This is a genomic window from Anaerotignum neopropionicum, from assembly GCF_001571775.1.
Lineage (GTDB): Bacteria > Bacillota > Clostridia > Lachnospirales > Anaerotignaceae > Chakrabartyella > Chakrabartyella neopropionicum.
The window spans coordinates 39722-61071 of record NZ_LRVM01000003.1 but is presented as its reverse complement, the minus strand read 5'-3'; the positions used below and the strand labels follow the sequence as shown (position 1 = coordinate 61071).

The 21350-nt window shown below is 38.3% G+C and carries 12 protein-coding genes and 1 other annotated feature; of the genes, 2 read left to right on the top strand and 10 right to left on the bottom strand.

Annotated elements, in window-relative coordinates:
* Positions 1-267: 267 nt before the first annotated feature.
* On the top strand, positions 268-3177 hold the full coding sequence (locus CLNEO_RS05985) for an insulinase family protein (protein WP_066085934.1): 2910 nt from the start codon (positions 268-270) through the stop codon (positions 3175-3177).
* A 708-nt stretch (positions 3178-3885) separates the two neighbouring features.
* Here CLNEO_RS05985 and CLNEO_RS05980 read toward each other — a convergent pair.
* From CLNEO_RS05980 to trhA, 7 genes are all read right to left on the bottom strand, one after another.
* Entirely contained in the window at positions 3886-5061 is a 1176-nt protein-coding gene (locus CLNEO_RS05980; RefSeq protein ID WP_066085932.1) for a murein hydrolase activator EnvC family protein, read from the bottom strand.
* A 90-nt stretch (positions 5062-5151) separates the two neighbouring features.
* Complete coding sequence (locus CLNEO_RS05975; protein ID WP_157723488.1) at positions 5152-5814, bottom strand: 4'-phosphopantetheinyl transferase family protein; 663 nt, start codon at positions 5812-5814, stop codon at positions 5152-5154.
* An 81-nt stretch (positions 5815-5895) separates the two neighbouring features.
* Positions 5896-8307, bottom strand: coding sequence for a leucine--tRNA ligase (gene leuS, locus CLNEO_RS05970; RefSeq protein ID WP_066085926.1), 2412 nt, complete (start codon positions 8305-8307; stop codon positions 5896-5898).
* A gap of 97 nt (positions 8308-8404) precedes the next feature.
* Positions 8405-8622 (bottom strand) — a binding site (T-box leader).
* Between the two features lie 83 nt (positions 8623-8705).
* Positions 8706-10502 carry an ABC transporter ATP-binding protein gene (locus tag CLNEO_RS05965; protein WP_066085923.1) on the bottom strand — a complete coding sequence of 599 codons (1797 nt, stop codon included), beginning with the start codon at positions 10500-10502 and terminating at the stop codon, positions 8706-8708.
* Positions 10495-12231, bottom strand: a complete 1737-nt coding sequence (locus CLNEO_RS05960) for an ABC transporter ATP-binding protein (RefSeq protein ID WP_096348799.1) — start codon at positions 12229-12231, stop codon at positions 10495-10497. Before CLNEO_RS05960 ends, CLNEO_RS05965 begins: the two co-directional genes overlap by 8 nt.
* 2 nt (positions 12232-12233) lie before the next feature.
* Positions 12234-12719: a MarR family winged helix-turn-helix transcriptional regulator gene (locus tag CLNEO_RS05955; protein ID WP_066085921.1), complete on the bottom strand. Its 486-nt coding sequence runs from the start codon at positions 12717-12719 to the stop codon at positions 12234-12236.
* A gap of 252 nt (positions 12720-12971) precedes the next feature.
* On the bottom strand, positions 12972-13625 hold the full coding sequence (trhA, locus tag CLNEO_RS05950) for a PAQR family membrane homeostasis protein TrhA (RefSeq protein ID WP_066085918.1): 654 nt from the start codon (positions 13623-13625) through the stop codon (positions 12972-12974).
* A 169-nt stretch (positions 13626-13794) separates the two neighbouring features.
* On the opposite strand from trhA, the gene CLNEO_RS05945 reads away from it, so the two are divergent.
* The gene (locus CLNEO_RS05945) at positions 13795-14376 is read left to right on the top strand and encodes a DUF1836 domain-containing protein (RefSeq protein WP_066085915.1); all 582 of its coding nucleotides are present in this window, start codon (positions 13795-13797) and stop codon (positions 14374-14376) included.
* A gap of 81 nt (positions 14377-14457) precedes the next feature.
* On the opposite strand, the gene CLNEO_RS05940 is transcribed toward CLNEO_RS05945, so the two are convergent.
* From CLNEO_RS05940 to rseP, 3 genes are all read right to left on the bottom strand, one after another.
* Positions 14458-18792 carry a PolC-type DNA polymerase III gene (locus CLNEO_RS05940; protein ID WP_083531873.1) on the bottom strand — a complete coding sequence of 1445 codons (4335 nt, stop codon included), beginning with the start codon at positions 18790-18792 and terminating at the stop codon, positions 14458-14460.
* A gap of 27 nt (positions 18793-18819) precedes the next feature.
* Positions 18820-19857, bottom strand: coding sequence for a flavodoxin-dependent (E)-4-hydroxy-3-methylbut-2-enyl-diphosphate synthase (gene ispG, locus CLNEO_RS05935; protein WP_066086607.1), 1038 nt, complete (start codon positions 19855-19857; stop codon positions 18820-18822).
* A gap of 406 nt (positions 19858-20263) precedes the next feature.
* Positions 20264-21334: an RIP metalloprotease RseP gene (gene rseP, locus CLNEO_RS05930; RefSeq protein ID WP_083531872.1), complete on the bottom strand. Its 1071-nt coding sequence runs from the start codon at positions 21332-21334 to the stop codon at positions 20264-20266.
* Between the last annotated feature and the right edge of the window lie 16 nt (positions 21335-21350).

Sequence of the window (21350 nt, the reverse complement as noted above, 5' to 3'; positions counted from 1 at the left end):
CTGTACCTTGTGCTTGAAAGGATGCTTCACTGTCGTCAGCCTGTGTACTTTAAGCATTAAAGGATAGGGAAAATAAGCATTAAAGGATAGGGAAAATCAAAATGAATAGGAAAAGTAATTATAGTAATCAAATATTTACTCATATTACCTTTCATACAACAAAATATTAGTCTTTTTACCCAACCTATGATAAACTAAATAACAGATTGTATTGGCTTTACCATTGCTATATTACAAGAATAAGAAATTTTGAAGGAGGTTAAACTTATGGAAATAAAACTTAATTCTATGATTCATGGTTTTTTGCTTAAGGAAAAAGAAACCATAAAAGATATTCACGCAGACGCTTACTTATTTGAGCACATAAAAAGTGGAGCAAGACTCTTTTATATAAAATCCAGTGATAGTAATAAGGTTTTTTCAATATCATTTAAGACACCGCCGGAGGATGATTGTGGAACGCCCCATATTTTAGAGCATTCTGTGTTATGTGGCTCGAGAAAATATACGTCAAAAGATCCTTTCAACGAATTGGCAAAAGGATCTTTAAATACTTTTTTAAATGCATTTACCTATGGGGATAAAACAATGTATCCTATTGCCAGCTGCAACGAGGAGGACTTTCATAATTTAATGGATGTATATTTAGATGCGGTTTTTTACCCCAACATATACATAAAAAAGGAAATTTTTATGCAGGAGGGATGGCGCTATCTTATTCATGAAGAAACAGGGGAACTTGATGTTACCGGTGTCGTTTATAATGAAATGAAAGGGGCACTTTCTGACCCGGAAAGTTTACTGCAAGGGGCTATTTCCAGAAGCTTGTTTGGAAAAACTACATATGGCTTTGAATCCGGCGGTACGCCTGAGGCAATCCCCGATTTGACTTATGAAAATTTTTTGTCTTTCCATGAAAAATATTATCATCCCTCCAATTCATATATTTATTTGTATGGAGATATGGATTTAGAACGCTGTTTGATACACATTGGCAATGAATATCTGAATCAATTTGTACGCACTGGTGATTTGCCGGAAATCAAAGAAACGAAAGAAAAATCAATACAAAAAATTCAGCATGAAACCTTTCCAACAGACAGTGACGACGAAACTGGATACTTGGCATATTCTGTAAACGTGGGGTTATGTACCGATGAAGAGCTTACCATGGCAATGCAGGTGCTTTCCTATATTTTATTGGAAACAAATGCATCCGTATTAAAGACTGCCTTAATGGATGGAAAAATTTGCGACGAAACAGAAGGGTGGTTTGATTCCTCGGCTTATGAAATGGTTTTCAGTATTGTTGCAAAAAATGCTGCTGTGTCAAAAGTAGAGGATTTTGAAAAAATAATTGAACAAACGTTACAAAACATAATAAATGACGGCCTTGACCAGGAGCTTTTATCCAGCAGTTTAAGAAGACTTTCCTTCCTATTAAAAGAAGAGGATTACGGTTCAACCCCAAAAGGCCTTATTTATGGTATGAAGTCAATGAAAAGCTGGCTCCACGGGAAAAGACCGTTTCAATGTCTGCGCCATTTTGAAGCACTTGAAAAAATCAAAAATCCAAATTACGATTGGAAGTCTATCATAGAAGATCGAATTTTGTTAAACGAGCATAAAAATATACTGGTTTTTTCTCCTGATAAAAACAAGGAAAATATGATGCAAGAAGCCTTCCAGCAAAAAATGAAGGAAAAAAAAGTGTCCTTTAACCAAAAGGAATTGGAACGCATCCATGATGAAACAAAAAAACTAGAGCTTTTCCAGCATACGAAAGACGCACCAGAGGTTCTGGCGCAAATTCCCATACTAAAGCTATCACAAATAGATACCAATCCTCCAATATCTGTTTATGAAAAAAGCAGAGTAGGAGAGGGCAGTCAAATTTTTGTTCCAATGCAAAGCAACGGTATCATATATTTGAAGCTGCATTTCGATACAGATTGCTTGAGCGAGGAGCTTCTTCCATACGCAGGGCTTTTAACCGATGTTTTAGGAAAATTGGATACCAAAAAATATGCCTATCAGGAATTGCCATTGATAATAAACAAAGTTTTTGGCGGATTTTCTTTTCAAAATGATGTCTATAGTAAAAATACGGAGGCATACCATTCATTTCTTACAATGAAAAGCAAGTTTTTAAAGGAAGACATAAATGAAGCCGTAGCATTAGCCAAAGAAATTTTATTGAATACAAACTTTGAAGCATTGGATAGTTTGAGAAAAATTGTTCGTGCAGCAAAAATAAAGGGAGAGAATTACCTCACCAACTACTCCCATTCAGTTGGGATTTATTACAGCGTTGGTCGTATATCCCGTGGCGGAAGGATAAAAGAAATCACAAGCGGAATTGAGTACTTTCATTTTCTTACTGAAGTTGATGAGTTACTATCTAAAGAACCTGAAAAAGTATTAGAAAAATTGAAGGAAACAGTGAATGTTTTGTTTTCAAAAAGAAATTTTAATATTTCCTTTGGCTGTGAGAAAAATAATGTGGAGAATGCTATTACTTTTCGTGATGAGCTTTTGGAATGCTTGGATTTAGGCTTGGAAAATTGTCACGAAAACTATAATTTTGTTAGCAACCCAGTTTCAACAGCATTTACAGCCAATAGCGGCGTTCTTTACAATATATTAGCCGCTGATTTTAAAAGAAGTGGTTTTTCCTATAGTGGTAAGATGCAGGTGTTAAAAACAATTTTGAATTTAGAGTATTTGTGGAATGAAGTGCGTGTAAAAGGCGGTGCCTATGGCAGCGGATGCAACTTTCAGCCGAATGGTATTTGCTATTTTTACTCATATCGAGATCCCAATATTAAAGAAACCTATAAAATATACGAGACGTTATGGAAAATGCTTGGGAATTTCAGTGCTTCAGATAGAGAAATGACCAAATACATTTTGGGTACAATCAATCGATTGGATCAACCAAAAACAAATATTGAGCGACTCAATGATGCAATTAATAAAGAATATCAAGGCTATGAACAGGATTTTGAATTGATTGAACGAAATCAAGTTATTCAAACCACAAAAAAAGATATTTTAGAATTTAAAGAGTTGCTTCAAGCTGTAACCAGCTCAAAAAATTATTGCACAATTGGCAATGAAGGAAAAATAAATGTAAATAGTGATTTCTTTGATTCAATCCAAAAATTAATTCCATAAAAAATTAAAACCCGCAGGACTGCATCTGCGGGTTTTGCTATAGCAAAAATGACCAGTTATAAAAATTACCTTCGCAAAGCAATGCAGAAGGGGCAAAGCACAACTATTCGCAAAACACAACTTTTACGAATAGTTGTGCTGAAAATTAGTAATAACAAAGTTTTGGCTGCTATAACGATCCTTTTGATCTCTTTCTATGCTTTCTTCAGATAAATTTGTTTAAATAAATTTATCATATGAAGCTTAAATTTATCCGATCAAACATCGCTAAGAAGTAAACCCCTAAAAAATGCGTTTTAAAATTTTTCAACCTCGTGTTGCATTTATTTTATTTTCATTTTAATTTCATTGAAAAACAGCTTTTTCTTTGAAAAGGATTCCATCGATTTATAACGATAAATTCACTGCCTTGCACAATATCCATACTTGCAAACGCCCCCTTAAATCTCAACATTTCCGTCAAGGAAGATTTGTCCCATTCCCTTGTTTTAATTGTCTGGGAAAATAATCAAAATTGAGTATTTAAACTATATTGGCTATCATTTTTTAATGCATCCTCCGAGATGCATAATGTTTACATAATGTTGTTATGGTAAACATGCACTAAAATAATAATGAGCCCTCTAAAAACTTAGAATCTTAAAGTTTTCAGAGGACCCTCATCTTTCAAAAAATTTTCTTTTAGTTATGTTTCACTTAAAAATTTGATTAATATGAAATATTTTTAACACCTAAGTATGACTCGGGATTCACATATGCACCATTTACTAAAACAGAAAAATGACAATGATTTCCTGTGGAAATCCCTGTACTACCGCATTTTGCGATTGTCTGCCCTCTTGTTACCATTTGGCCTTTTGAAACAACCAGAGAAGAGTTGTGTCCATATAGAGTGGATAGGCCGCCGCCATGGTCAATAACCACGGTATAACCATAACCATTCATCCAGCCTGAATATGTAACCTTGCCTGCCTCTGCGGCGACAATGGCCGAACCATATGGCGCGGGAATATCATAACCACTATGGCTTTCGCTTCTACCTGTAACCGGGTTTATTCTTTTAACAAAACCGCTGCTTAGGCTGGAAGAAGAAGCCGATTTTGCGGGAACAGGCCAACCCAAAGTACCATTACCTGTGTAGTATGGCGTGGCACTTCCTGATTGCTGTGCAATTAAGTTTAAAACCTGCTGATCTGCCTTGGCATTTGCAGCAATCAATTGCTCTTGCTTTTTCGCGTCATTGGCGTAAGACGCTAACAGACTCTTTTTTTCAGATATTAAGCTATCCATGCTATCAACTTTTTCTCTCTGTAAGGCAACTACTTCCTCTTGCGCAGCATGGTTCTCCGAGATCTCATCTTTTTTTGCCTGAATAGTATTTTGAATTTCCTGAAGCTTGTCCAAAATATCTTTATCAAAGGACATAATATCATTTACATATTGCATTCGCAAGAATAAATCAGAAAAGCTTTCCGATTCTAAAAGAATTTCCAAATAGCCCGCAGCACCCTTTTGCTGAAGAAAACGCATACGGCTGCCTAAAAGGCGAAATTGCTCCTCTCGCTTGGCAGAAGCCGCTTCTAATTCCTTTTCAGCAGCATTAAGCGCCACTGTTAATTCATCCAAATCAGACTGGGCATTATCCAACTCTGCCTGCAAACTATTCATAACCTTATCCATAGAATCAATTTCTTCTTCTACGGAAAGTTGTTTTGATTTGATATTTTCTATTTCTTTTCTTGCATTTTGCGTTTGCTGCGCAAGATTTTTTCTTTTTGCCTCTAACTCTGCAATGGTGGCGGCACCTGTACTGTTGGTGGGAAAATAACCGACAGCTAAAAATACCGTTAAAACAAGACAGGTAACTTTTTTTAGTATTTTCATTTTTTAAACCTCTTCATTATCACAAATTGTCTTCTTATATTATACAGATTTTGCGACAATTTTCAACGGTAAACCGTCATTTCTTAATTTTTAATGATTCATCAAAATATTCCAATCCAATTTTTGCATTTCTTTCGGAAATTCAGCGGATTGGGCGCATAATGAAATTGTGTAGTTTTCTTTGTAAAATGATTTTAAAAACAACTCTGTTTCGTTAATAAAGACAGAATGGTTCACCTGTTCTCCACCCATAACAGAAAAGCTTTCAAAGGGATAGGCAATCCCCTTTCCAATCCATTTTGCAACGCTCTCTTTACATGTCCAAAGATGAAAAAAGAAGGATATTTTTTTATCGTCCTCCAGTTTCCCAAATATATTTGCTTCATCAGGTGAAAAAATCTTTTCTGTACGAGGCAATTTTTCTCGTGCTTTTTCAATATCACAGCCAATTGGGTTATCAGAAAACCCACAAATTGCAAACCTTCCCGAATGAGATAAGCTAAAATAAAATTCATGCCTCGGTAAATATGGCTTGCCATGCTCCGTGATTTGTATTTCTTCATATAAGTCGGAGTGTCCTGCAGAAAAAAAAGCGTACTTTAATAATAATCCGGCAGCCAAAGAAAGTCTTTTTCTTTCCGCTTTCAGCAATTTTTCTACCTTATTGCGTCTTTCTGCTCCAACCAACTCCATAGCTTTTTGAAATTTTTCATGATTCTGCAGTTCATCTGCGTCCATTATCAGTAATTCCATCACATTGATTACACCTCATCGTACAAAAAGCAGAGCTGCCTGAGTACATCTCTAACAACTCTGCCTTCAATTATGATTTGATTATTTAACAATCAAGTTTACAATTCTGCCCGGTACATAAATTTCTTTTACAATTTCTTTTCCTTCCAAGCGGTTGCCCAAAACCTCTTTTGCCTGGGCTAAAACTGCGTCCTTTGCAGCGCTTGTGGAAATTTCCATTGTACCTCTCAATTTTCCGCTCACTTGTATTGCAATTTCAATGGTATCTTGTACAAGTTTGCTTTCATCAACCTGAGGCCATCCTGCTGCAAAAACTGAATCTGTGTGGCCTAACTCCTTCCAAAGCTCCTCGGAAATATGAGGTACAAAGGGAGCCAATAAAATAACAATCGTATCCAAGGTTTCTTTGGAAAGGCCACCTTGTTTTTTTGCAATGTCATTCAACTTGTTAGAGTATTCCATGAACCCGCTAACAACAGTATTCATTGTCAATGCTTCCAAGCGGCTGGTAATATCAGAAATCAACTTATTGCAAATAAATTCCTCATCTTTGCTTGCCTGAACAGGAGCATCTTTGTAGGAATAAATCATTTTCCAAGTTCTGTTTAAGAAACGGAATACGCCATCAATACCGCTGTCATCCCAGTCACAATCCATTTCAGGCGGCCCAACAAACAACTCGTACATTCTCAAGGAATCACAGCCGTATTTTTCCACTAATTCATCAGGAGATACAACGTTGCCCAAGGATTTACTCATCTTGCCGCCGTTTTTTGTAATCATGCCCTGGTTAAAGAGCTTCTGGAATGGTTCTTCAAAAGGCACTGCCCCAATATCATATAAGAATTTTGTATAGAAACGTGCGTATAATAAGTGTAGTACCGCATGCTCAATACCACCAACATACAAGTCCACAGGTGCCCATTTTTTCAACGCATCCATACTTGCCAGCTCTTTATCGTTATGATTATCAACATAGCGCAGGAAATACCAGCTGGAGCCTGCCCACTGAGGCATTGTATTTGTTTCTCTTTTTGCAGGTCTACCGCAAACAGGACAGGTTGTGTTTACCCACTCATCAATTTGAGCCAAAGGAGATTCACCGGTATCCGTAGGCTTGTAGGACTCCACCTCGGGGAGCAATACAGGCAGCTGATCCTCGGGAACAGGAACGGCGCCGCAATGATCACAATGGATAATAGGAATGGGTTCGCCCCAATATCTTTGTCTGGAAAATACCCAGTCGCGTAATTTATAATTTACGGTTTTCTTACCAAGTCCCTGTTCTTCCATCATATGAGGCACTTTTTTCTTTGCCTCAAATGCCTTCATGCCGTTCCACTCACCAGAGTTAATGATAACACCATCGCCAGCATATGCTTCAGTCAAAGGCTTTTCTTCTGTACCTTCAGGTAAAATGACCTGAACAATAGGCAAATTAAATTTTGTGGCAAAATCAAAGTCACGTTCATCATGGGCGGGTACACACATAACTGCGCCGGTACCATAATCAGCCAACACATAATCGGCAACCCAAACAGGAATTTCTTTGCCGTTTACAGGGTTCACACAGTAAGCGCCGGTAAATACGCCTGTCTTTTCTTTATCTGTCATACGGTCAACAGAGGATTTGGTGGAAGCATCAAAGCAATACTGGTTCACAGCTTCCTTGCATTCAGGTGTTACAATTTCATCAAGCCCTTTATATTCGGGAGCCAAAACCATAAAGGTACAGCCGTGAAGTGTATCAGGTCTTGTTGTAAAAACAGAAATTTTATTATCGCTACCACTTATTTTAAAGTCTACCTCAGCACCATAGCTCTTTCCAATCCAATCAGACTGCATCTTTTTAACCTTTTCAGACCAATCCAGCTGCTGCAAATCTTCCAGCAATCTGTCTGCGTATGCTGTGATTTTCAGCATCCACTGACGAAGGTTCCTCTTTGTTACCGTTGCGCCACAACGCTCACAAGTACCTCCGGCTGCTTCCTCATTAGCCAAAACACATTTACAGCTAGGGCACCAGTTCAAAGGCATCTGCTTTTCATAAGCCAAGCCTTTTTTGAACATTTGGACAAAAATCCACTGTGTCCATTTATAATAGCCAGGGTCTGTAGTATCAACCTCTTTATCCCAATCGTAAATCGCACTGATTTCATGCAGTTGACGTTTTACATTTGTAATATTATCCGCCGTGGAGATACGAGGATGAATATTATTTTTAATGGCAAAATTCTCAGCGGGCAAACCAAAAGCGTCCCAACCCATGGGATGAAGCACCTGGAAACCCTGTAGCACCTTATATCTGCTCACAACGTCACTTAAAACATAGCCTCTCCAGTGGCCAACGTGAAGCCCTGTACCGGATGGATAAGGAAACATATCCAAGCAGTAAAATTTCGGTTTTTTATCATCTTCTACGTTAATGGGATTCTTTTCCCACTCCGCACGCCATTTTTTTTCAATTTCCGTAAATTCATAGTGACTGTTCATTGCCAATTCCTCCTTAACAAAACTTTTTCATAAAGCTCTGCATGTTTACCAATTTAACTTTATCCTTTTTTGTAAAAATAAAAAAACCTTCGTCTCAATTAGAGACGAAGGGACACTCCGTGTTACCACTCTAGTTTGCCAAAAGGCACACTCAAAACCAATAACGGTGGCTACCGTTGCCGCTTACTAATCAAAGCTGATTTTGGGGGCAAAACTCCAAGGCCAGTTCCAAAACGTGTTTTTATCGGCTCGCACCAACCGCCAATTCTCTGAAAAAACATTTCGTATTGTACTCTTCCTCTTCAAAGTTTATTCACGAGACTATTTATAACATATTTAACAATAAAAATCAAGTGTTTTTAGTTATTTTTTAAAAGAATACAGTCTACAACCATGGGTCAACCCGCCCCATTTGATTCAAATTGATTACGATATAGGTTGTAATAAAATCCTTTTGTTTCCATTAATTCTTTATGATTTCCCCGTTCAATAATTTCTCCGTGGTTGATTACTGCAATCAAATCTGCTTCTCGTATGGTGCTTAAACGATGGGCAATTACAAAGTTGGTTCGACCTTTCATCAAATTATGCATTGCTTCTTGGATTTTTACCTCTGTTCGCGTGTCCACGCTGCTGGTGGCTTCATCTAAAATTAATATAGATGGATTTGCCAATATTGCCCTGGAAATAGCCAGCATCTGCCGCTGCCCTTGGCTTAAATTGCCGCCGCTGTCAGATAAAACGGTGTCGTAGCCATCCGGTAGCCGGCGGATAAATTCATGGGCATTCGCCAGCTTTGCAGCTTCAATAATTTCCTCGTCCGTTGCGTTTAATCTGCCATAGCGAATATTTTCTCGAATTGTGTCAGTAAATAAATAGGTATCCTGCAATACAATGCCTAAAGTTGATCGTATGTTTTTCCGCTTAATGTCTTTGATGTCATACCCATCAATGGTAATTGTTCCTTTAGCTATATCATAAAAGCGTGTTAATAAATTGATAATTGTGGTTTTACCCGCACCCGTAGGACCCACTAGCGCAATGGTTTGGCCAGGCTTTGCATATAAGTTTATTTCCTTTAAAATCGGATGGCCTTCTTCGTAAGAAAAATCAACATTTGAAAACACTACGTCACCCCGTACAGCTTTGAGCTCCACGGATTCCGGCGCATCTTCCAATTCTTCTTCTTCATCCAAAACCTCAAACACCCGTTCAGCACCCGCAAAAGCCGCCATCATGGCATTGACTTGGTTCGCCAATTCATTCAAAGGCCTTGTAAACTGCTTCGAGTAAATGATAAAATTGGAAATGGTTCCCAATGTCATAGGCAATCCCATTACCATCATTAAACCGCCGCCTACAACTACGATCGCATAGGTTACATTATTGAGTGCCATCATAATAGGACCAACTATTCCCGAGAAAATTTCCGCTCTCATTCCCACCTCTAGTAAATCTGTGTTTTTCTTGGAAAAAGAATCTGTTATTTCCTCTTCCTGACAAAAAACTTTAACTACCTTTTGCCCAGAAATGATTTCCTCAATAAAACCGTTAAGCTTACCCAGTCGTTCCTGCTTTTCCTTGTAATACCTCCTAGAACGCGAAGCCACTGCCTTTGTAGCAATAAGCATAACGGGAATTGTAATAATTGTAGCAATCGTCAAGGGAATACTTAAATAAAGCATCATAGCCAAGGTTCCAATTAAGGTCAACCCACTTTGAAACACCTGAGAAACACTGGAGTTAAGTGCCATGGAAATATTATCGACATCATTAGTTACTCGGCTCATTATTTCACCATGAGTTGTATTATCAAAGTATTTCAGCGGGAGCCGTTGTATTTTCTCAAATATTTCTTTACGGATAGTAGCAACTACGCTTTGGCCAACGTGAAGGAACAAATTGCTCTGAATCCACATACATAAAGAGGTACCCACGTAGATTGCAAAAAGCATTGAACAAACCTTTGCCAAGCCCTGAAAGTCGAAAGTTATAATATACTTGTCAATCGCTACGCCAATCAACCGAGTTGCAAAAACGGTTCCTAACGTTACAAATGCAATACAAATAATAGAAATTGTCAACTGCAGCCAATACTTATTAAGATATTTCAAAAGCCTGGCAAGTGTCTTTTTTGTATTCTTTGGTTTTTTTAAGCTTGCTGGCGGCCGACCGCCCATGTGGGGATTATTCATCCAACACTCCCCCTTTCTTCATTTGAGAATAATAAATTTCCTGATAGTCCACACTCGTTTCCATAAGTTTATTATGGTTACCTTCTGCCACTATTTTCCCATCTTTCAGTACTAAAATTTTATCTGCTTCTTTTATAGAGCTGATTTTTTGAGCAATCATAAATTTTGTGCAATGACGATGAGATTCCATCATAGACTGTCGAATTCGTTTTTCTGTCAAAGAATCCACGGCGCTGGTACTATCATCAAAAATTATGATATTGGGGTTTTGGATAATGGCTCTAGCGATGGAAATACGCTGTTTTTGCCCACCGGAAACATTGACACCCTTTTGTCCCAGCTCTGTATCATAGCCGTTTGGCAATTCCATAATAAAGTCATGGGCTTGTGCCGCTTTTGCCGCTGCAATGACTTGATCCTCTGTTGCGTCTTTATTCCCCCATTTGATGTTCTCGCGAATGGTTCCTGTAAACAGAATGGTTTCTTGCAAAATAACGGCTACTTTTTTTCTCAATTCATGAATTGTATAATGACGTACATCAACGCCATCTATATAGATGGCACCTTGGGAAACATCGTAAAGTCGTGGCATTAAATTTACTAAGGTTGATTTCCCTGAGCCGGTTTCCCCAAGTATTCCTATAGTTTCTCCTGGATTTGCAACAAAGCTGATTCCTTCCAAAACAGGCTCTCCACTGCCGCCTTCGTATCGAAAAAACACATTGTCAAACGAAACTTTTCCCTCATTTTTTTTCGGCAAAACAGGTTTCACAGGATCAACAATATCAATTTCTTCTTTCAAAACTTCGTTTACACGATTCAAAGAAATCTGTGCTCTTGAGATATACATAAAAACCATAGCCATCATCATTAATGACATGACCATTTGCATTAAATAAGTAATAAAAGCCATAATTTCTTCTATTCTCAGTGTGCCGCTGTAAACTTGAATTCCACCAAACCAAAGAATTGCAATGACAGAAACATTTAAAATAAGCATCATTGCAGGAAGCATTATTATCACAATACGAAAAGCCTTTAGGTTCGTCTCTTTATAATCCTCATTGGCAGTATTAAACTTATCCATTTCATAATCATGGCGAACAAAAGCTTTCACAACACGCATACCCGCTAAGCATTCTCGCATAACAGTATTTACACCATCCAGCTTATTTTGAACCATTTGGAATTTAGGCATTGCTTTACGCATAATGAAAAACATGGCTAAGCCTAAAATAGCAATAGCAATAATAAAGATCATGGCTAATTTTGCATTAATGGTAAAAGCCATAATTAAACTGCCAAAGCAAAGCAATGGTGCGCGTATCAACATGCGCAAGGACATAAGAATAACCATTTGAATTTGCGTAATATCATTGGTTAAGCGTGTAATTAATGATGGCGTCTGAAACGTATCTATGTTATGGAACGAAAAATTTTGAATTTTTATAAACAAGTCTTTTCTTAAATCCGCTCCTGCTCTCTGACTTACAATGGCGGCACAGATCAAGCAGCCAATCCCGCCAATTATGCCCAAAATGGCAATGGAAATCATAGCTGCACCCATTTTTAAAATATAACTGCTATTGGATGTAGCAACACCTTGATTAATCAGTAGTGTCATTAGCTTTGGCATAATCAACTCTGACGATGCTTCTATCATCATAAACAACGGCGCCAAAATTGCTAGTATTCTATATGGTTTCATATATTTCAAAATTATTTTCAAGACTATTCCCTCATTTCCTGTAATTCCTTATTCAAATTGTCTAAAATCCGCATAAATAATTTTAGGCAAACGTCCCTTTCTTTCTCAGTAAAACCAACAAAAGCCACTTCGTCAATGGATGCACCTTTTTTAATAAACGCATGAAATTTGTCCCATCCCTTTGGGGTCAAGCTGACACGAATATTGCGCATGTCTTTTTCATCTCTGACACGCTCAATCAATTCATCCCGCTCCATTCTCTTTAAGGTATCTGTCATAGAGGCAGGTTTTACTTGGAAAAAATCGGATAATTCTTTTTGTGTTTGTAGATTTTTTGTGGCCAAAGACATTAAAATACGCGGTTGTCCTCTTGACAACCCAATTTCCTGCGCGCTACGCATCATATGCATATGATATAGCTTAAGTACTATACTTAACGTAAACGAAAAATCCGATACATGATTTCCCAAAACCTCCCGTTTTTTTGCTATTTCATCAGAAAAAAACATTACTACCCCTCCTCGAGCACTGAAATATAATAACTTTTAACTTTAGCCATGAACTATTGTATCTTTTATCATAGAACACTTTATTGTTTTTTAGCAGAATACATTTCTTTTATTATCAAAGTCCTATTAAAAAAAACTTTTGCAAAGAATAAATAATAAAAACAATATTGTTAAACAAACAAAAAACAGTTAGGCATCTAATGTTTAGATACCTAACTATTTTATCACTTTATTTTAATTTGTCAATATATATTATAAAACATATTGGAACATAAATGCGATGTGAATACTACTGCCAATCATAACAAAAACATGGAAGATTTCATGAAAGCCAAAATTTTCAAACGTAATGTTGGGCTTTTTCAAAGCATAGATGACAGCACCTAAAGTATAAGCAATCCCCCCTGCCAGCAAAAGACCAACCCCATGCCAGCTAATTGCCTTTTCTAAGGGAACAAATACAACCACAGCCAGCCACCCCATAACTACATAGATGAGCGTTGACAACCACCTTGGCGCATCCATCCAAAAAATTTTCAATAAAATCCCAGCCAACGCAAATGCCCAAATCAGAACCAGCAATGTCCAGCCCCATTTGCCATGCAAAGACACTAGACAAATTGGGGTATATGTTCCCGCAATTAATATAAAAATCATCATATGGTCAATGCGACGCAAAATATTGACTTTGGTTTGTGAGAGCTTTAATGTATGGTATATTGTGCTGGCACCGTATAATAGCAGTAAAGATATGCCAAAAACGGCGAATCCCAATAGATGCCATATGCTTGCCTTCTGCTTTGCATCTTGCATCAATAGGATAAAACAAGGAATAACGGCAATAAAGCCGATAAAATGTGTCAATGCACTGATTGGGTCTTTAATTTTGCATTTTATTCTTTCCATATTTATTACAACTCCTTCATGTAGTTATTGATACTATGTTGTATTGTATCCATATAATAGCATATTATCCTTAACAACACAAGAAGAATTTGTAATAAAATCTTGCTGCAATGTATGAAATGATATATAATAAATGAACAATAAATAGATTGAGGCTTGAGGTGAACAAATGACCACATTAGATAAAATTATAGACAATTTTTCACAGCAAATTAAGGCATCAGGAATCATTAGTATCGATGATATCCCCAATATTGATTTATATATGGATCAAGTAACCACATTTATGGATAAGGCCTTAGGTAGGTATAAGCGTTATGAAGACGATAAAATACTTACCAAAACAATGATTAACAATTATACAAAAGCAAAAATTTTTCCGCCTCCCCTAAAAAAGAAGTATACCCCCACACATTTAATGCTTCTGATTATGATTTATCACTTAAAAGCCGTTCTATCTATTCGGGACATTGGCATTTTATTTCAACCGATTCTTAGCGTAAAGTCTACTGAGGAGCAGGATGATTTTATCCGAAGTATTTATAAGGGCTTTACAAAATTACAACTAATCATTCAGCAAAACATGCAGTCTTCCACAGAAGGCATTCAAAGTAACATAAATCCGACAAAAGATATTCTTGATGAATATCAGGAGGAAAAAAGCAAAAAAATATTACTAGTTTTGCTTCTTGCCATTCGCGCAAATGCGGAAAAACAGCTTGCGGAAAGAGCACTGGACTCTTATTTTTAAATTCAAAAGGCGAAGCGTCGTTTTGTTTTCGAAGCTTCGCCTTTTATATTATGTAACGTCTTTTTTTTTATACATGTATTCTTAAAACAAGCTAAGCTGATTTGTTTCAGGAATCCCGTTCAATACACCGTTTTCCTTTAGGAGATCGATAAGGGAACGACCTAAGGAGGTCCTGTTTTTCAATTCTTCTAATGTATTGAATTCCCCGTCTACCCTCCCCGCCACAATGCTTTCGGCGGCAGTTGTACCAAGACCCTGAAGAGAATTAAAGGGGGGAATCAGACCTTCCTTTGTTACGATAAATTTTTTGCTGTCTGATTTATAAAGATCCATTGGTAAAAAACGAAAGCCTCTGGCATAAAATTCAACAACAATTTCCAAAACAGTAAGCTTATTTTTATCCTTTGCTGTTGCCTCCATGCCTTTTGCATGAATTTCCTTAATTGCCTCTTTTGCCTTTTCTATTCCCTTGCACATTGAGGCGTAGTCAAAATCATCACATGCCCTTACGGTAAAATATGCGGCATAATATGCCTCTGGATAATGAATTTTAAAATAGGCAATACGAAAAGCCATCATAACATAAGCAGCAGCATGGGCCTTAGGAAACATATACTTAATTTTCTGACAGGATTCAATATACCAATCAGGCACATTGCTCGCCTTCATGTCTGCAATATCCTCCTCAGTCAAACCTTTCCCCTTACGCACTTTTTCCATGATTTTAAAAGATTTCTTTTTGTCTACTCCTTTATTAATCAAGTAAATCATAATACTGTCACGGGTAGATATGGTTTCCTTTAGAGAGATTGTCCCATTTTCTATTAAAGTCTGGGCGTTTCCAAGCCATACGTCTGTTCCATGGGAAAGCCCGGAAATTCGCAGTAAATCGGCAAAGGTTTTTGGTTTCGTATCCAACAGCATTCCTCGTACAAATTTCGTTCCGAATTCGGGGATCCCCAAGGTTCCTGTTTTGCAGCTAATCTCCTCCTCCGTAACACCAAGAGCCTTTGGTGATTCAAATAAAGACATAGTTTCGGGATCACCTAATGGCACGGTTTGAGGGTTTACTCCGGTTAAATCAAATAGCATACGAATTACCGTTGGATCGTCATGCCCCAAAAGATCCAACTTAAGCAATCGCCCGCTGATGGAGTGATAGTCAAAATGGGTGGTGGTAATTTTGGAATTCACATCATTTGCCGGTCGCTGGATAGGACAAAATTCAAAAATGCTATGATCATTGGGCACAACCATAAGCCCCCCTGGGTGCTGCCCTGTTGTCCTTTTTATACCGGTGCATCCAAGCACCAAACGGTTAATTTCTGCGTTATGTACGATTTTCTCCCGTTCGTCAAAATATTTTTTTACAAATCCATAAGCAGTTTTATCGGCAAGGGTCCCGATGGTTCCGGCTTTAAACACATGTCCAACACCAAATAGCTCTTCTGTATAAGCATGAGCGCGCTGTTGATATTCACCGGAAAAGTTTAAGTCAATATCCGGTTCCTTATCCCCCTCAAAGCCCAGGAAAGTTTGGAAAGGAATATCATGGCCATCCTTATGTAATTTTTCTCCGCAAACGGGACAATTTTTATCGGGCATATCGCAACCGCAGGCTTCTTCAAGGGCATAGGTCTTCACTGTTTCAGATTCAAAGTCCGAATACTTGCAATTGGGGCAAACGTAATGGGGCGGCAAAGAGTTTACCTCTGTAATCCCCGCCATATTCGCCGCAAAGGAAGAACCAACGGAACCACGAGAACCAACCAAATACCCGTCCTCCACAGATTTCCATACCAGCTTTTGAGCAATAATATAAAGAACAGCATAACCGTTGCTAATAATAGAATTTAACTCGGTTTCCAATCTCTCCTGCACAATAGACGGCAGTGGATCGCCGTAAATCGAATAAGCTTTTTCCATACAAATCCGCCGAAGCTCGTCATCCGCACCTTCAATTTTGGGTGGAAAGGTTTCATCGGGAATGGGCTTGATCTTTTCGATACGATCCGCAACAAGATTGGTGTTGGTGATAACCACTTCTCTTGCCTTGTCATCGCCTAAATATGCAAATTCTTGCAGCATTTCTTCTGTTGTGCGAAAATACAAAGGTGGCTGATTTTCTGCGTCGGAAAAGCCCTCAGCCGCCATAATTATTTTACGATACACGGAATCATCAGGGTCAATAAAATGCACATCGCAGGTTGCAACTACAGGCTTATGATATTTTTCGCCAAGATTTACTATTTTTTTATTAATCGCAATCAAATCCTCCATGGAGCGAATGGCCGCAACCTTTGGAGAGTCAATCATGAAGCGATTATTACCTAACGGCTGAATTTCCAGATAATCATAAAAACGCACAATGTTTTCGACTACTTCTTTTGGAGCACTATCCAATAAGGCGCGGTAAAGCTCCCCTGCCTCGCAGGCACTGCCCAAAATCAGGCCTTCTCGCAAACGCATGAGCTGGCTTTTGGGAATTCTGGGTTTTCTGTAAAAGTAATCAATGTGGGATAGAGAAACCAATTCGTATAAATTGCGTAAACCCGTGTAATTTTCCACCAAAATAATTGCGTGGTGTGCTCGAAGCTTTTTATAGTTTACCGTTCGGCTGGAAAAAATATTGATTTCATCTAGAGTAAAAATCTTTTTTTCAACCATCATATCTATAAATTTTAGGAACATTTCAGCCGTTGCCTCGGCATCGTTCACTGCTCTATGATGTCCAACGAGAGAAATATTCAAATGCTCACAAATGATGTTTAATTTGTGCTTGCTTAGTTGGGGCAGTAAGGTTCTTGCCAGTTCCAAGGTATCCAAAACTGTATTTTCCACCTCAATATTGCAATAACGCTCCGCTGCCACCCGCACAAAGCCGGTATCAAAGCTTGCATTATGGGCAACCAAAACGGCATCCTTTGCAAATTCCAAAAATTTTGGCAGTACCTCTTGTATCTTTGGTGCGTCTGCCACCATTTCATCAGTAATTCCCGTAAGCTTTGTTATTTCTTCTGAAATTGGTTTTTGTGGGTTCACAAAGGAGCTGAAACGGTCAATAATCTTACCGTTTTGCAGTTTTACTGCGCCGATTTCCGTTATCATTTCTGTTTCTCTGGATAACCCCGTGGTTTCAATATCAAAAACCACAAAATCATCATCCAGATTTTGCCCCCTCGACATGGTAACAACATTTCCCAAATCATCAACCAAATAGGCCTCAACGCCATAAATTACCTTCAAATCAGACTTTCCGGCGGCATTCATTGCATCAGGAAAGGCCTGAACAACGCCATGATCGGTTATGGCAATTGCCTTATGCCCCCAATCTATAGCTCGTTTGATATAGTTTTTAACTGCTGTAACCCCATCCATACTGCTCATTTGTGTATGTAAATGCAATTCAACCCTTTTTTCTGCTGACTGATCCATGCGGGGAGGAACAGCCTTCGCTTGATTGATATTTTTCGCCATAATATTGATCTCTTTTGCATATTTATCAAACTGAACATCCCCTTGTATCCTCATGCAAGCGCCCATTTTAAAACGATCCTGCAGTTCTCCGTCAAAAATGCTTTTCTTTACAAAGAATTTTACAGTGGTTGAATCTGTTTTATCCGTAATATCAAAGGAAATAATATATTTATCACCGCTTTTAATTTCTCTACTTTCTACGTTGAAAATAATGCCCTCAATAACCACGGTTTCCCCAACCGTTTTGCTTTCCACAATTGGTATTCTATTTCCTACACATTCCTTGCCAAACAAAATTCCCTTTTGTACAGAATCGGAAATACCTGCTGCCTCTGCCGTAGATTTTTCCTGGGCAGCCTCTGCCTGTGCAGAGACAATCTGTTCTAAAAATTCATTTTCCTTTGCTTCTTTTTCCCGTTCAAACATTTCAGCCTCAGCATCTGTTTGAGCAACATTTTTAAACTGAATTACAAAGGGGCGCTGTGTTTCTTGCATTATCATATGCTGTAACGTTTTATCCAGTTTTTTTTGTGCCATATAATATGCCATATTGTTTTTGACATAGATTAACAGCTTTCCGTCTTTCAGCTTCCATTCTGCATCGGAGATAATTCCTGCACAGATTTTACTTTGCTGAGAAATATAGACCTTAATATTTTCCCAATAACTAGAAATAAAGCTGCTTTCATCCAGCTCACCCAAAGAATATTTCAAGGAAAGACGAATCTCTTTTATCCCAGGCAAAGCTCGCTTCAGTTCTTCTTTTAATTTCTCTGCTTCATTCAAAGAAATCAGCTTTTGTGAGATCATATCAACAGCGACAACACGCTCTTTTTTGAAAATTGTTAGGTTCTCGACTTTTGTTTCAGCGAAAGCCTTTTTTACGCCAAAAGAAAGAGAAATTTTATGAAAAACGTTTTCAAAGCTTTGTACTGTCATGCTGTTCCTCCTTTCTTTGGTTAATCTTTAATACTTTTCTATTTCTTCCATTAAAGCAGAAACCAATTCGTCTTCCCGTACCTTTTTGATAATTTCTCCTTTTTTAAACAAAAGTCCCTCACCTTTGCCGCCGGCAATTCCCACATCTGCCTCTCTTGCTTCTCCAGGGCCATTGACAACGCAGCCCATGACTGCAACCTTTATGTTTTTATCAATCCCCTGACAAAGGCGTTCCACCTCGTTGGCAATGGAAATCAAATCGATCTGTGTTCTTCCGCAGGTGGGACAGGAAATAAACTCAATTCCAAATTTACGCAAGCCAAGGCTTTTTAATATTTCCTTACCAGCCCGAATTTCCTCCACGGGGTTGCCTGTTAGTGAAACACGAAGGGTATCGCCAATGCCTGCGGCGAGAATTGCGCCGATACCTACCGCCGATTTAATCGTGCCGCCATAAACCGTTCCGGCTTCTGTAATCCCCACATGTATAGGATAATCAATGGTTTCCGAAAGAATTTTGTATGCCTCCAGTGAGAATAGCACATCCGATGCCTTAATGGAAACTACAATATCAAAAAAATCATACTTTTCCAAAATTTTCACATGACGTAACGCGCTTTCTACCAACCCACGGGGGGTTACCCCACCATGTTTTTGGATAAGGTCTTTCTCCAAGGAGCCGCTGTTTACGCCAATGCGAATGGGGATTTTCTTTTCCTTCGCTTTTTCCACCACCTGTCGGATGCGACTTTCCTCACCAATATTCCCAGGATTAATTCTAACTTTATCTATGCCCAAATCCATCACCCGGAGTGCCAGTTTGTAATCAAAATGAATATCTGCAACCAGTGGAATATGAATTTGCTTTTTTATTTCTTCTACTGCATTTGCGGCCTCCATATCTAAAATAGCAACGCGCACCAATTCACAGCCGGCTTCTTCCAACTGTAAAATTTGTTTTACCGTTGCCGCCACATCTCTTGTATCCGTGTTGCACATAGATTGTAACACAATCGGGTTTTGACCGCCTATTTTTATATGTCCCACCTGAACTTCTTTGGTCATTTTTCGAAGCACTTCAAATCACGTCCTTTTATTTTGCATACCTAAAATAGATTGCAAAATCATTTTATCATATTTTTTCTCCAGCGCTCAATTTTTTTAAAATAATCTTTCCACTTCTTTATGGGAAAATTATATAAAACACTTTTTATGCATTAACACAACCATAATGCACCATAGTTCTTATTTACCCACAACAAAGGCAAACCCTTGCAAAATTCAATTCCGGCACAAAAAATGCCCAAATGAAATTCATTTGAGCCGTATACAAAACAACCTATCTTGTTTCAATAAAAATCATTCAAAAATTTTGCAAGCAAGTCTTTGCATGAAATTCACATCAAAACAGTGATGTTATAAGTATTTCCTCATAAAATCATCTGTTTTGATTCACGAATCTCAAAAACGTTTAAATAAAGAATTTTACAATATCTCCATATAAAACAAACACCATAATTCCTATTAAAAAGGCAAAACCAAGAAAATGAATTTTACTTTCCAGCTCAGGGTTAAGGGGTTTCCTGCGGATTGCTTCTACAAGCAGCAAAAGGATTCTTCCGCCGTCCAACGCAGGAATGGGAAATAGGTTCAATACACCCAAATTTGCACTTAACACAGCGCCAATATAAATTACATTTTGAATTGCCTCTTTCAAGCCATAGCTTAGCCCTGCCTCATAGCTAGCTCCAACCATTTTGACAATGGAAATTGGCCCGCCAAACTCTTCCTGCTTTGCAGTAAAGGTGAACACCCGCGCCAAGCCTTCCGCAGTCAGCTTAATATAGTTCAGCATAGAATAATAGCTGTATCGCATGGTTTCCAATACAGAAGTTCGCTGATAGCCTTCCACTGCCTCGGCAAACAGGCCAACCTCTATTTCAGGGGAAAAACCAATGAGATATCCTTGGCGGTCTGCGTCATATTGAGGAGTCAATTTATAAGAGTATACCTGACCATCTCTTAATACATCCAAACGCATTTCCTCACCGCTGTTTTTATATATTTGCGATTCCATTTCATCATAAATATGGATGCGCTTTCCATTGACTCTGTAAATTTCATCTCCGGCCTGCAAGCCAATTTCTTGGGCGGGCGTTTCTTGCAAAACCTCTTTTATTTTGGGCACAGCCATATATGAGGTTGCTGTCAGCCCAAAAATCATGATAAACGCCAACACAAAGTTCATAAATGGACCGGCCGCCATAACAATAAAACGCACACCTACGGATTTCGAAAAAAATGACCGTGGCCCAATTGTACCGTCCTCTTCTTCGCCTTGCATACGGCAAAAGCCGCCCAAGGGTAACAGACGAATGGTGTATTCTGTTTCTCCTTTTTTATGGGAGAAGATTTTGGCCCCCATGCCTACAGAAAATTCTTCGACTAAAATGCCACTTTTCTTTGCGGCAATAAAGTGTCCAAATTCATGCGCAATCACAAGAACACCAATTAAAATCAGCGAAATAATAATGGAGAACAATTCTCCACCTCCTCTC